Here is a 14,349-nt window from a genome sequence, read left to right on the forward strand (position 1 = left end):
ATTGTAACAATTTTTGACCTATATTCCTATACAAAATGGCGTGTAGCCCGGATGGCCGAATCATATAATGAAGACATTACGAATACAAAGGGGACGTGCACGATGAGTCAAGATAAGCTGGCTATTTTGGGTGGACCGAAGACGAAAACGACGCCGTTCGGCACGGGCAAGCGATTCGGCCTGGACGAAGCGAAGGAGCTTTTGGAGGCGCTGGAGCAAAACACGCTGTTTTATCATTTCGGCAAAAAGGTCAAAACGTTCCTGAACAACTTTAACGAGTTGTATGGGGTAAAGTACAGCGTAGCGACGACGTCGGGTACGGCCTCGATTCACGTTGCGCTTGGCGCTGCCGGGGTCACGGTAGGCGACGAAGTCATCACGAGCCCGATTACGGACCAGGGGACGCTGATCGGTATTTTGTACCAGAACGCGATCCCGGTATTCGCCGATCTCGATCCGAATACGTACAACATGGACCCGCAGTCGATCGAAGCGCGCATTACGCCGCGGACAAAAGCGATTTTGGTCGTACACCTCGCCGGCAACCCGGCGGATATGGACGCCATTATGGCGATTGCCCGCAAGCATAACGTCAAGGTCATCGAAGACTGCGCACAAAGCTACATGACGAAATACAAAGGACGGCTGGCCGGGACGATCGGCGATTACGGCTGTTTCAGCACGAACGATTTCAAGCATATTTCCACTGGGGACGGCGGCATCGTCACCGTCAACTCGGGCGATGAGCAGGACTTCCTGACGACGCACGCGTTCGCCGACAAAAACTTCAAGCGGTTCGGCGATACGGTGCAAAAAGAGCTGCACTATGTGGCCCCGAACTACCGGATGACCGAGCTGCAGGGCGCCGTAGGCATCGCGCAGCTGAAAAAGCTGCCGTGGATTTGCGATCAGCGCACCAAATTCGGCGACCGGATTACGGCCGGCATTTCCGGCTTGCCCGGCATCGAGCCTCATAAGGTCGAAGCAGGCAATACCGGCACGTACTGGTTCTATATGATGCGCATCGACGAGTCGAAGCTAACCTGCACCCGCGAGGAGTTCACCAAGGCGCTGGCGGCGGAGGGCATTCCGAATTCGGCCGGTTATATTCCGCAGGTCATGTACATGCAGCCGCTGTTCCAGAAGCGTCAGGCGTACCTCGGCAGCCATTTCCCGTTTGATCTGACGGGCATTACGTACGAGGCGGGCTTGTGCCCGAACGCGGAGGCGATTTTGCAGACGGCGATCCGTCTTAGCGTGAACGAGTTTTACACCGAGCAAGATGTAGAGGAAATCGTGCAGGCGATCCGCAAGGTAGCGAATCATTTTGCCAAGGTGCCTGCGTTGTAACCTATCGCGAGAGTGAAAAGCCTGCCGGGTTCGATCCGGCAGGCTGTTTGTTTTGCGGAATGAGCGTACAAATGGTCAAAAGAATGCATGCTCGTTACCTTGTTGAATGCGCTTACATATGAGACGATACGTTCAAATCGCATTCAAACAAGGGGGAACGGTTATGGGAACGAATCGAAAACGATTAAGCTTGGTAACGCTCCTCACCCTGACAGCGGTAATTGCAGCGGCTTGCGGAGGCGGCGGGAAAGCGATTGACTCGTCCAGGGATGCGGCCTCGGACAAAGAACCTGCCTACCTTAAAGAGCCGGTGGAGATTACGTTTTACCGGCCGAATACGGCAACGACCGAGGAGCAGTTCAAGCAAATGATGGGAGATGCGGTCAAAGCGAAATTTCCGAACGTGACGCCAAAGTTTATTCCTTACGCCAAAGGAACCGAGTTTAAGGATGTTATTGCCGCGGGGGAAAATCTCGATATCGTTTTTTACTCGATCGGTCTCATAACGAACATGACGGACTACGATTTGCAGTACGATCTATCCGGACTGCTGAAGACGAACAAGTTCGATTTGACCCGCTTGGAGCAAACCCAAGTCGAGTTCATGAAAAACTTCAGCGGCGGAGGCATGTACGGTTTGCCGGTCTGGACCACGGCGGAGGTGCTCGCCTATAATAAGGACCTTTTCGATAAATTCGGCGTCGCTTACCCGAAGGACGGAATGACATGGGACGAAGCTTACGAGATGGCGAAAAAGCTGACCCGCAAGGACGGAGGGGTTCAGTATTACGGCTACGGCATGTCGCCGAGCCATATGCTCAACGTGAATCAGCTGTCCGCTCCCTTTAACGATGCACAAAACAAACCGCTCATAACGGATGATAAATTTAAAAAGCTGATCGACAATTTCGCCAGATTTTATCAGCTTCCGGGCAGCGATCTGGCCAAGGAGCTATGGAGCAAACAAACGACGACGCTGTTTACAAAGGACAAAACGCTGGCGATGTACGCCTACTTCAACTCGGTCCTCAACAACGAAGGCAATTATGACGCTGTAACGCTGCCTACGTTCGCGGACGCGAGAGATGTCGGCTCGCAAATGTATCCCACCTATGCGACTGTCGCCAGCACTAGCAAGCATAAAGAGATGGCTTATCAGATCGTCGCGTATTTGACTTCGGACGAATACCAGATCAAGATGTCGAAGGATGCTACCGGGCTGTCGATCTTGAACAATCCGCAAATCCAAATGACGTTTGCCGAGTCGCTTCCCATCTATCAAGGAAAAAACATCAAATCGTTTTTCCCGGCCAAACCGGCTCCCATTACAATGAAAACGAAATATACCGGCATTGTTTCGGGCAAAGCGAATTCGGCGTTGCAGCAAGTCGCGCAGGGAGAGAAGGATGTGGTAACGGCTTTGAGGGAAGCCGCCGAAGCGGCGACGAAGGAAATTCAGGCCGCCCAAGGAAAATGACCGAACGAAAACGAAATAAGAACGAGGAGAGCAGCTCCGGTACCCGGGGCTGCCCTTCGTTGTTTCTAAGGCTGCGACGCTAGCTCGAAGCGTCCGTAACGCCGGACAGCGGCAAATGTTTGGGTCTGAATTGGAGCGGCGAAAGTCCGGTCCAGCGTTTGAACTGCCGGCTGAAATGACTGACGGAATCGTAGCGAAGCTCGGCGGCAATCGCCTCCACGGACAACTGCGAGCGGACGAGCAGCTCCTTGGCCTTTCTTAGCTTCAGCTCCGTAATGTACTGCCGCGGCGGCATGCCGTACACTTTCGTAAAAATTTTCGTGCACTGCCCCCGGCTAAGGCCGATATGGCGGGCGATATCTTGAACGGTAAGGGCGTCCTGGGCGCAAAGGCGCAATAAATCTTCGATCAAGTGGGCGATTTTCGTTTCATAAGGAGTTGCATGCTGCTCCTCACAGCCATAGCCATCCTGTTCCTTGACGGATGCCGTATACACAGTGAGCTCCTTGACGATGAGCAGAAAAAAGGCCTGGATCGCTAGCTTATCGACGCTGGACAAAGGGATATCGGTAACCTCGCCACCATACTTCGTTTTAAGTATGCAGGAGTAGATGACGGATTCGATTTGTTCCAGATAGCGGGGAATCATCGTTTTTTCGGTATCCGCTTTCGATAGCCGCTCGATTCTCGCGGCGATCAGCTTTTTGCGCAGTTCCGGATCGTCGATATCGAAATGAATGGAAATAAAGGTAACAGGTCCCGCAGCTTGATTCAGGAAGCGATGCTTCACGCCCGGCTTAATAAGCAGCAAGTCTCCGGTGCGAAACGGGACGGGGCGTTCCTGAATATATTCGGTGGCGTTGCCTTCCCAGCAGTATAACAGCTCGAAAGTAGGGTGGTACTCAAGACGGAAGGCATATCCGGCTTCGGCGACGCGGATATGAAAGTTGTACGTCATAAGGGTGCTGGTCATATTGGGAAGCCCGATACGAGTGCTCATTGTGAACATCCCCCTTGTGGCAGCATGATAGTTATAGTATATCAGGATTAACGCGATATGATAATGAAGCGTTTTCAATTTACGGAAGGAGCTGTCGAAGCGATGACTCAAACAAACGACAGGGCGTATTGGCTGGAGACGATGCAACGCATCGCCGCTCCGGTGCTGGAGGCGCTGCATGAGCGGCGGCTGAAGGCCGATATGCCGGTGGAGGGCAAGACGGACGACCGTTCGGAGTATACGCATCTCGAAGCGCTGGGGCGCTTGCTCACAGGCATCGCGCCCTGGCTTGAAGCGAAAGGAGCCGGCGGCGACGAGGAGGAGCGGCTGCGGGAGCGGCTGGCGCTTCTCGCCCGATCGGCGATTGATGCCGGGACCGATCCGGTCTCGCCCGACAGGATGAATTTCAGCCGCGGCTATCAGCCGATCGTGGACGCGGCGTTTTTGTCGCAGGCGATTTTGCGGGCGCCCGTCGAGCTGTGGGACAAGCTGGAGGATCGGGTGCGCCGCAATCTGATCGACGCTTTGAAGGCTACACGTTCGAGAAAACCGTATTTCAACAACTGGCTGCTGTTCGCAGCCGCAATCGAAGTGGCGCTATGCCGGATGGGCGAGCCCGATTGGGACCCGATGCGCATCGACTTTGCCTTGAAACAGCACGAACAGTGGTACGTAGGAGACGGAACGTACGGCGAAGGGAAGGAGTATCACGCTGACTATTACAACAGCTTCGTCATTCAGCCGATGCTCCTCGATATTGTAGAAGCGGTCGGCGATCGCTACGGCGAATGGAAAGCGATGGCGGGACCGATCGCGAGACGGGCCCAGCGTCAGGCGGTCATACAGGAGAGGCTTATATCGCCGGAAGGAACGTTCCCCCCTGTTGGGCGCTCGCTCGCCTACCGGTTCGGCGCGTTCCAGACGCTGGCGCATGTGGCGCTGCGCGGCGAACTCCCCGCGCCTCTTGAGCCCGCGCAAGTCCGCTGCGCGCTGACGGCGGTTATCCGCAGAACGATCGAGGCGCCAGGCACGTTTGATGCCGGCGGCTGGCTGACGATCGGCTTTTGCGGGCACCAGCCGGAGATCGGCGAGACGTATATTTCGACCGGCAGCCTGTATTTGTGCTCGGTCGCGTTTTTGCCGCTTGGCCTGAAGGAGGGCGATCCGTTTTGGCAGGGCGAAGCCGAATGGACGCAGTGTAAGGCGTGGTCGGGCGCGTCGTTTTCGATCGATTCCGCACTGAAGGGCAGTTGAACATCTCTTTCGCCCGAGGATGGGCATCATTTGCGAATACGGGAGGATAACGAAATTGGGTAAACCGAATATTTTGTTTCTAATGAGCGACGAGCATCGGGCCGACGTAACCGGCTTTGAGGGAAATCCGGTCATACGCACGCCGAATCTGGACCGGCTGGCGGCTACGGGGACGGTGTTCCGCAGCGCCTATACACCTTCGCCGATCTGTATCCCGGCCAGACAAAGCATGATGGCCGGACAGTTTCCGCGCACGACCGGCTGTGAAACGTTCGGGCAAGATTTGCCCCCGGGACATATGACATTCTCGCGCAGATTGGCGCAGCACGCCTACCAGACGGTTGTCAGCGGCAAGCTGCATCATAGGGGCACGGATCAGATGCAAGGCTGGACGAAGCGTCTGTTCGGCGATATGGAAGTTACAGCCTCGTTTTTGGACGGCAAGGAGCAGTCCGAGTTCGACAAGTACAAGCGCCCTCCGCTGAAGTGGGAGCAATCGAAGGAAGTGAAGCGGGCCGGCGTCAGCAGAGGGCCATGTGTGTCGCATGACGCAATGGCCGTCGATGTGGCTACGCAATTCATCGAAGATTATTTCAACAGCACGTATTATGATCGGGAGGAAATTCAGCCGCTGCTGCTCAAAGTCAGCCTGCTGCAGCCGCACTACCCATATTTGACGAGCGAGGACAAGTTCACCTACTACTTGAACCGGGTCCGGCCGTTTACGAACGAGCAGCCGTTCGATCATCCGTTTCTCGGCCGGCTGGCGGTACGCGAGGGGATCGATGCGTCGGAGCGCGAGCTGCGCCGGGCGACGGCCGCATACTACGGCATGATTGAAACGATCGACGAGCTGTACGGTAAAGTTTTGCGCGCGCTGGAGCACGTCGGGCAGGATATCGACGACTGGATCGTCATCTATACGAGCGATCATGGCGAGATGCTCGGGCAGCACGGCGTATGGGAGAAGCAGAAGTTTTTCGAGGGGAGCGCGCGGGTGCCGCTGATCGTTCGTTATCCGAAACGGTTCGGGGGAGGCAAGGTCGTCGAGCGCAATGTAAGTTTATGTGATCTGTTCGCTACGCTGTGCGAACTTGCCGAGGTACCCGTTCCCGGCGGCTTGGACAGCCGCAGCCTGGTGCCGCTTCTAGCGGAAGACGATGCGCTCTGGGACAACGAGGCGGTGTCGCAATTCGGCGGCCGCAATCTGATGATCAAACGCGACGCCTTGAAGTACCAATGCTATGGTCCGGATAAGCCGGAAGTGTTATTTGATCTGCAGCGTAATCCGGAAGAAACGGTCAATTTCATCGACGAACCGGAATACCGCGAACAAGTAGAACGATTCCGCCTTCGTGCTCGGGAATTGAAGTTCGGTTAATCCGGGTTAAATACTATCATACAGATTGTGAAATGGATACTAAACTTTGGTATAATCGAGGTATATTGGCATTATATGTGATGGAATTCGGCTTGAAATGAGGTTGGGGTACTGTGCAATCGCTCTGGCAATGGATAGATCATTATTTTATCGGCAGAGAAGCCGAGCTCGAACTGCTGCGGCAATTCGCCGACCGCGGCGGGCAAAGGGAACGCATTGTGAATATATACGGTCCGGGAGGCATCGGCAAGAGCTTTCTGCTTGACGCGCTTCACCGCGCTTTGGAGAAGACCGGTTCTACGTTCATTCTGCTGGGCAGCCGTGATTTTATTCATTCTCCTGAAGCGTTTGCGAGGCGTCTGTTGTCGGTTCTGGGTTCTATCCGTTCCGATTCCGGCGTCTCAGCCGAGCTCGAACAGACGCCGGTAGTCGACTGGACGGGCGCTTGTCTCCAAAAACTGAATGCGCTTGCGGCAAACAACCGAATTGTGCTTGCGATCGATACTTACGAGGAATTGAATGAGCTGGACTTGTGGTTGCGGGAGGAGTTCATTGCACGGCTGCCCGGCAACGTGCTCGTCATCATAGCGGGCCGATTTCCCTTGCGAGGCGAATGGGCGGTCTCGCCGGGATGGCGCCAGATGATCCGCTCCTTGCCGCTATCGGAGTTCTCTTATGAAACGCTGTGCGAATACTTGGGGAAGATTGGCATTCACGAAGAGGGAATGATGCAGGAGCTGTGGCGGTTCACCCGTGGACATCCTCTCACCCTTTCTTTGGCAGCTTCTACCGTCCACGCCGGTTCTTCGAACCGCCTGGAGGGAGCGGATCGAACGGAAGTACTGAACGGACTCGTCCACCTATGGTTGCGGGAGGTGACGGACGAGAACTTGCAGAAGCTTCTGGAGGCCGCATCGATGCTTCGGCATTTCCATCAGGATTTGCTCGGCCACGTCATTGAACAAGAAGTCCAGGCTGCCGATTTCCGGCGGCTCACCCAGCTTTCGTTTGTCCGGTTCACGGAACGGGGATGGGTGCTTCACGATTTGATGCGGGAATCCATCCGTCAAGATCTTCGTGCCCGAATGCCCGAGACTTACCAGCGTTTGTCCCGGCGCTGTGTCCAGTATTACGATCGGAAATTGCGGCAAAACGCATCCAGCTCCGATATTTCGTGGGAACGCGGCGAGTTTTTCTACCATTTGGGCGACTCGTTGATTCGAGCCGTATTTTTTCAGCCGCTCTCTTTATCCTCCCATCACTTGGAGACGATGGACGGGCACAATGTGAACGAGGTCGTCCATTATTTTCAGCAAAGGACAGCGGAATCCCGGGACAAAAAAGTGTCCTTCGTCGACCACGAAACGAACCAGCAGTACGACTTGATCGTACCTGCCAGCCAGGATCGCAAAGAATCGGATTTGCTCGATCCGCGCAGCCTGCTTGCACTGCGCCCTGACGCCGTTCGTCTTCTCCGAAACGACGCGGGGCGGCTAATCGGGCTTGTAGTGATGATTCCTATTAACGAGCACACGCTCGATTATTTGACGACACAACCGGTCAGCCGCGCCTACTTCAAAGGGCTGACGCCAAGCCAGAGAAGAGAGTTTGCCGTACCTAGGCAGACGCAGAGCGGCTGGTACATCCGGATGGTCGACGCGCTCGATCCGGAAGACGTATCGGCCAGAAGAGACCTGCTCAGCTTCGTGTTCTCGCATATATTGACCGGCGGCATCTTGCTGGCCTCGACGCCGCTGCCCTTTTATCAAACGCTGCTCCGACGTCTCGGATTCGAAGAAGTGCCGAAGGCGCTGCACCGCGATTACGGCAAGGACACGCCATCGCCGACTTTCCTGATCGACCTTCGCGGCGGCAGGCTGCAGGCTTATCTGGATCGTATGGCGTCAAGCATCGGAGTCAAGACGGATTCCGATCGGCTGGCCGGATTAACCGTCCGCGAGAAGGAAATCGCCGTGCTGCTGCTGGGGGGCAAAACCAACTTGGAAATTGCCTCTCATCTGCATTTGAGCGAAATTACAGTCAAGAAAAACTTGGCCCAAATGTTCGGCAAATACGGCGTTAAAAATCGGGCGCAGTTGATGATGAAGCTGTATGAAGGCCCCGACTCCCTGCACGGGCAAACCGGAAGAAAAATGCCTATCAGCCCCGGAAATCTTATGGACACTCCTGATGGGAGTTCGCAAAACGAGAGTTGAATTTTTTATATGAACCTCTGAAACCATAACCGGTAGCGCTTCGGCGTCATACCGGTTTTGCTGCGGAATTGGCGGATCAAATAAGTAGCGTCGCCGAAGCCGGTCGCGTCGGCGATTTGCTGGACGGATAGCTCCGTTGTCCGCAGCAGCTCCTGCGCCTTCTCGATACGCAGATGGTGGACGTATTGCAGCGCGCTCATGCCGGTATGCTTTTTCAGGCAGCGGGACACATAATCGGCGTCGAAGTGAAGCGCGGCCGCCATATGATCGGCGTCGAAGGGCTGCACATAATGATCGCGCAAGTATGCTTCGATGCGGTCGGCCAGATCCGTTCCGGGGGCGCGCGGACCAGCGTACAGCAGCGTTTGCAGCTCGTCCAGCAGCGCGGCGAATAAAGCATGCATGTTCGCGCTCTGTCTGGCGACCAGGATTCCGTACAAGGAGGCGAGCTGGGACAGAAACGGCCATACAGTTTGCAGCGGCAGCTCGCCGAACTTGGGGATATACAGCTGCTGCGCCGGAGCGACAAAAGCCCTATCAATCTTTTTGTCACAAGGACGGGACCACGGAACTTGCCCGGACTCGAGGAGGCGCGAAGCCGGCGGATGGGCGAAATGAAGCCAGATCAGCTCCGTTTCCTCCTCGCATGGTTTGTAGCCGCGGTGCTGCCGGTTCGGCTCCAGCACGAGCATATGGCCAGCCTTGATCTCATAGCTGCGATCGTCCTCCATCATAAACAGCGTCCCCCGCTTCACGAACAGCACATCGTACAGACCGAAGGAGCGCGGAGCATGAAGCGCGCCGCGTTTCCATACCGTATGAGCGACAATAATGAGCTGCGGCAGCGGCGGGATCGCCAGTTCCAGACATTGCATAGCTGTCCCCCTGTTCGAAGACGGAAATGTACGATTATAAAACGGTTCTAGATCTGGTTTAAAAGCGGTAGGTCCCTTACCCTAATAGTAAACCGAACGCCTTTCCGGTACAACCGTCCGAAGCGCCGAATCCGGCGACACGAGGGCGGTATCGTGCAAGTGTCGAGCGGCGGCGAAAAGAGGGGACTGTGCGAGCATGACCGATAAACAAGATATGCTACTGGATAACGCCGAGGCGGATAGCCTCGAAAAGAACGTCGCCGCGCTCCCCGAGGATGAGCAACGCGAGAACAGGATCGCCTGGTGGCGCGAAGCGAGGATCGGTCTTTTTATTCACTGGGGGCTGTATTCGGAGCTTGGCGGGTATTGGAACGGTGCGGAGGTGGAGGGCGCTTACGGCGAGCACATCATGCTGCGCGGCAAAATCCCGGTGGCCGAATACGAAGAAGTGGCGAAGCGGTTTGATCCGGTCCGGTTCAGCGCCGACGAATGGGTAGCGGCCGCGAAGGACGCCGGGCTAAAGTATATCGTCGTTACGGCCAAGCATCACGACGGCTTCGCCATGTACGATTCGAAGGCGTGCGACTTCAATATCGTGAAGCGGACTCCGTTCGGCCGCGATCCGATGAAGGAGCTGGCGGCGGCGTGCGAGCGAGAAGGAATCAGGCTGTGCTTCTACTATTCTCATGCGATGGACTGGCATCATCCCGATTCGCAGGGGAATACGTGGGATTACCCGGCCAACATCGGCGCATACGATCCGCTCGAATCGTGGATCGGGGACGAAGACAAGCGGTCCCGATACGAGCGCTACCTGGAGCAGAAAGCGTACCCTCAGGTAACCGAGCTTCTAACCGGGTACGGCCCCGTAGGCATCGTCTGGTTCGACTACGGACACAAGATTACGGACGAGCAAGGGACGAAGTTCGTCAACCTCGTGCACGGGCTGCAGCCAGGCTGTCTCGTCAATCGGAGGGTGAGAAGAGACGGGTTCGGCGATTACGGCAACAGCGGCGACAACCAGCTGCACGTTCGTGTCCGGCATAATGACTGGGAATCGATCGCGACTCTGAACGACTCGTGGGGCTACAAGCGCAGCGACCGGAACTGGAAGACGGCGCGCGATCTTGTGCGCAATATGATCGACGTGGCGAGCCAGAACGGCAATTTCCTGATCAATGTCGGTCCGACCGGGGAAGGTGTTTTCGATCCGAAATCAGTAGAGCTGCTGCGGGAAATCGGGCTCTGGATGAAGCAAAACGGCGACAGTATATACGGCACGACGGCCAGCCCGATCGGGAAGCTGCTCTGGGGGCGATGCACGGCGAAAGGGCGAACGCTTTATTTTCTCGTATGGGACCAGCCGGCGCACGGCGAGCTGCTCGTTCCCGGCATCCGCAGCCGGATCGGACGGGCTTATGCGATTGCCGACCCGGACAAACGGCCGCTTCCGGTCAAGCGGCTGAATGAAGACGATATTGCTTTGGACGTGCATGGAGTCGCATTTGATCCCATATGCACCGTGATCGTACTGGAACTGGCAGAGGACATTGACGCGAATCCGCTCAGACGGTTGTTCGGAAGCGGGTATAGCAACGTATTTGAAGCATTCGACGGAGAGATTCACGGGCGGACGCTGCGCTACGACACAGGCAAGAAAGGACGCGACAACGTAACGGACTGGTCCGACGTTTCCGATTGGATCGAGTGGGAGTTCAGGGCTGCGAGTTCCGGACGGTATCGCGTGGATGTATCGTACGGATCAACGGATGAGAATGCGGGAGGGACTTTTACCGTTTCGGCGGGGAACGGTTGTTTGCTGGGAAAAGTGGAGGCCACGGGCGGCGAGCACCGCTTCGCGACTAGGGAGTTGGGCTTCGTCTACATATCGGCTCCCGGCACGTACCGGCTGACGGTTCGAGCGACAGCGATACCCGGCCGCTGCCTGATGAATTTATGCGCCGTTACGCTTACCGCACACAGTCTGTGAAGCTTATAGAAACATAATGAAGGAGCTGCCCCGAGGGGCAGCTCCTTTGCCGGTAAAAGCGCGGATTGCGAGTCAATCGCGCTTTCGCCACAAGCAGGCACAGGTCGTCTTAGAACGCCCAGTTTCCTTTCAGGAAAACGGGCTCCTTCGTGCCGTCTGCGGTTATGCCGTATATATCCAGCTCGCCCGAGCCGACCATGAAATCTGTGTGGGCCATGCTGACGTTCAGACCCTGTTCCTGGATCTGTTCCGGCGTCATGCCGACCCCGCCCTCGATGCAAGCCGTATAGGCGCTGCCTACAGCGAGATGGCAGGAGGCGTTCTCGTCGAACAGCGTTTTGTAAAACAAAATGTTCGAGTCGGAGATGGGCGAATGGTGGGGAACAAGCGCCACTTCGCCGAGGTAACGCGCGCCCTCGTCCGTATCGATCAATCCCCGGAGCGTTTCTTCGCCCTGTGCGGCGGTGACGTCCACAACCCGTCCATTCTCGAACGTAAACGTGAACCCATCGATAATGTTGCCGCTGTAGCTGAGCGGCTTCGTGCTCGCGACGGTGCCGTTTACCCCGGTGCGCATCGGCGCGGTGTACACTTCCTCGGTCGGCAAGTTCGGAACGAACCAGGTGCCCTGCTCGTTCTGCTTGCTTCCGCCGAGCCAAATATGGTTTTTGGGAAGCTCGATCGTCAGATCGGTGCCCGGTCCGACGTAGTGAAGCTTTTGATACTGCTTTTCGTTCAAGTAAAACGCGCGGCGCTTCAACTGGCGAATATGCTCATCCCACAGTGCGAGCGGATCGGGCTGATCGGCGCGAACCATCTGGAAGATCGCGTCCCACAGCCGCTGAACCTGCTCCTCCTCGGGAACGTCCGGGAATACTTTGGCCGCCCATGCCTTGGAAGGCGTCGTCGCCAAATTCCAGCTGATTTTGAACGCTCTGGCCAGCGCACTGTACGGGGCTAACGCCTGCCTGGTCGTTTTATTCGCATGAAGCATTTTTTGCTGCGAGACGCCTTTGAGCAGATCCGGGTCGGCGGACGTTATCGTGACGAACGCGGCTCCCTTCTCGGCCAGCTCGATTTTTTCACCGGCCGTCCATTTGGGCTCCTCCAGAAACGATTCCTCCGGAGCGAGGTCGTAGGCGATGCGCGAAGTATCATCGTCGCTCCAGCGCACCTTGACCGAGTAGGCGCCTGCTTCGTACGCTTTTTTGACGACGCAGCGGGTGAGCTCCGCCGAATCGAGCGAAGCTTGCACCATCAGCGTTTGGCCTTTTTGAACGTTAGCGCCGATTTTGACTATCAGCTCGGCGTAATTTTCTAATTTTTGTTGAAAGGTAAGCATGTTAAAGTTCCTCCCTGGTGGAATGCCGAATCGATTTACGGATTCGATCTAGGCTTGGGTGAGTATGTACTGCTTTCTCTGGTACTTTATTTCGTTAAGCATTCTTCAAGTATAAAACTCCGTTACGCAGGAGTAAATAGAAGTGGCCGGAAAGGCCGGATAAGCGCCTGCAGGCTTCCATCAAATTGACCGGCGATAGGAACAAAGTTAATATACTTAATATGGTTAATTGGATTCCGACTATACACGAAGATGGGGAGCTTGCAGCATGCTTGTGGTAACAGCCAGACAGGGCAGCATTCAATTGGAACAGGCGCCGGAGCCGGCTTGTGCGCGCAACTATGTAATCGTCGAGAACGTATGCTCGGCCATCAGTCCGGGAACGGAAATGCTTATTATCGGCCGGAGCAGAGAAGTCGGCGATTCCTTGCCGCTCGGGTACAGCTCGGCCGGTATTATTCGCGAAGTCGGCGAAGGCGTACATAAACTTCGGATAGGCCAGCGCGTCGCCTGCTATGGGGCGCCGTTCGTTAAACATGCGGAGAGAATTGCGGTGCCGAAAAATCTGGTCGCTCCGCTGCCGGATCATGTGGACATCCGCGAGGCGGCATTCGTCGCGCACGGGGCGATCACGATTCATGCGCTGCGCCAATCCGATCTCCGCTTCGGCGAAACGGCCGTTATCGTCGGGCTGGGCATTTTGGGCCAGCTGTTATGCCAGATTGCAAGCGCTGCAGGCCTGCGCGTTATTGGCTATGATCTGCTGCCGGAGCGCTGCGAGCAGTTGCGCGCAAGCGGGGCGGGGCGGGCCTGCGCTACCGCCGAAGAGCTGGCGGATGCGATCCACGACTGTTCGGAGGGAGCGGGGGCGGATGCGGTATTCCTTTGCGCGGGCGGCAAGGCCGGCGGTTTGATCGACCAATCGTTCGAATGGCTGCGCGACCGGGGGAAAATCGTCATCGTCGGCGATGTGAAGACGGACTTTAATCGCGACCTGATGTTCGGCAAGGAAGCGCAGGTGCTGATCTCCCGCGCGGGCGGACCGGGCCGGTATGACGGCAGTTACGAGAACGAAGGCGTCGATTACCCGATCGGTTATGTGCGATGGACGGAAGGACGCAATATGGGCGAATATATCCGTCTGCTCGCCGAGAAGCGGATCCGGCTAGCTTCGATGATCACGGATGTGATCCCGGTCCGCAAGGCTGCGCTCGCATACGAGAAATACGCAATCGATCCGAGAAGCCAGCTTGGCGTGCTGCTTGCATATGAACCGATGGCCCGCGACGGCTCAAGCGGGTAGGAGGAAAAGCGCGAAAAACCTCCGGCCGCCACGAGGGGCTGTTGACAAAATGGGTTGAGGACAACATCCTCAACCCATTTTGTCGGTTTTATAGAATTTGGCCTGATTTTGAAGGGACCTTTCATCCCTTATGCTATCGCTTTGATCATTCGTTTGATGTT

The 14,349-nt window shown here is 56.1% G+C and carries 10 protein-coding genes; 7 read left to right on the plus strand and 3 right to left on the minus strand.

Annotated features, from left to right (window positions below; translation table 11 throughout):
- Nucleotides 1-102: 102 nt before the first annotated feature.
- Both D7M11_RS34985 and D7M11_RS34990 read left to right on the plus strand, forming a co-directional pair.
- The gene (locus D7M11_RS34985; RefSeq protein ID WP_120751911.1) at nt 103-1,350 is read left to right on the plus strand and encodes a DegT/DnrJ/EryC1/StrS family aminotransferase; all 1,248 of its coding nucleotides are present in this window, start codon (nt 103-105) and stop codon (nt 1,348-1,350) included.
- A 163-nt stretch (nt 1,351-1,513) separates the two neighbouring features.
- Nucleotides 1,514-2,827 (plus strand): extracellular solute-binding protein, encoded by a 1,314-nt coding sequence (locus D7M11_RS34990; RefSeq protein WP_158607005.1) that lies wholly within the window; start codon nt 1,514-1,516, stop codon nt 2,825-2,827.
- A 79-nt stretch (nt 2,828-2,906) separates the two neighbouring features.
- Here the strand turns inward: D7M11_RS34990 and D7M11_RS36230 are convergent, their stop codons facing one another.
- A complete protein-coding gene (locus tag D7M11_RS36230) occupies nt 2,907-3,827 on the minus strand; it encodes a helix-turn-helix domain-containing protein (protein ID WP_158607006.1) in 921 nt (306 codons plus the stop codon).
- 102 nt (nt 3,828-3,929) lie between these two features.
- Between D7M11_RS36230 and D7M11_RS35005 the strand changes: the two genes are divergently transcribed.
- From D7M11_RS35005 to D7M11_RS35015, 3 genes are all read left to right on the plus strand, one after another.
- Nucleotides 3,930-5,081: a DUF2264 domain-containing protein gene (locus tag D7M11_RS35005; RefSeq protein WP_120751920.1), complete on the plus strand. Its 1,152-nt coding sequence runs from the start codon at nt 3,930-3,932 to the stop codon at nt 5,079-5,081.
- Between the two features lie 55 nt (nt 5,082-5,136).
- On the plus strand, nt 5,137-6,462 hold the full coding sequence (locus tag D7M11_RS35010) for a sulfatase-like hydrolase/transferase (RefSeq protein ID WP_158607007.1): 1,326 nt from the start codon (nt 5,137-5,139) through the stop codon (nt 6,460-6,462).
- Nucleotides 6,463-6,575: 113 nt separating this feature from the next.
- Complete coding sequence (locus D7M11_RS35015) at nt 6,576-8,678, plus strand: LuxR family transcriptional regulator (RefSeq protein WP_120751914.1); 2,103 nt, start codon at nt 6,576-6,578, stop codon at nt 8,676-8,678.
- Nucleotides 8,679-8,683: 5 nt separating this feature from the next.
- Here D7M11_RS35015 and D7M11_RS35020 read toward each other — a convergent pair whose 3' ends face one another.
- Entirely contained in the window at nt 8,684-9,553 is an 870-nt protein-coding gene (locus tag D7M11_RS35020) for an AraC family transcriptional regulator (protein ID WP_120751915.1), read from the minus strand.
- Nucleotides 9,554-9,749: 196 nt separating this feature from the next.
- On the opposite strand from D7M11_RS35020, the gene D7M11_RS35025 reads away from it, so the two are divergent.
- Nucleotides 9,750-11,543, plus strand: coding sequence for an alpha-L-fucosidase (locus D7M11_RS35025; RefSeq protein WP_120751916.1), 1,794 nt, complete (start codon nt 9,750-9,752; stop codon nt 11,541-11,543).
- A gap of 109 nt (nt 11,544-11,652) precedes the next feature.
- On the opposite strand, the gene D7M11_RS35030 is transcribed toward D7M11_RS35025, so the two are convergent.
- Nucleotides 11,653-12,885, minus strand: a complete 1,233-nt coding sequence (locus tag D7M11_RS35030) for an aminopeptidase (RefSeq protein ID WP_120751917.1) — start codon at nt 12,883-12,885, stop codon at nt 11,653-11,655.
- 268 nt (nt 12,886-13,153) lie between these two features.
- Here D7M11_RS35030 and D7M11_RS35035 point away from each other — a divergent pair, with 268 nt between their 5' ends.
- Nucleotides 13,154-14,188, plus strand: a complete 1,035-nt coding sequence (locus D7M11_RS35035; protein WP_120751918.1) for a zinc-dependent alcohol dehydrogenase — start codon at nt 13,154-13,156, stop codon at nt 14,186-14,188.
- Nucleotides 14,189-14,349 lie beyond the last annotated feature (161 nt).

The organism is Paenibacillus ginsengarvi (genome assembly GCF_003626695.1).
In the GTDB taxonomy this organism is placed as follows: domain Bacteria; phylum Bacillota; class Bacilli; order Paenibacillales; family NBRC-103111; genus Paenibacillus_AB; species Paenibacillus_AB ginsengarvi.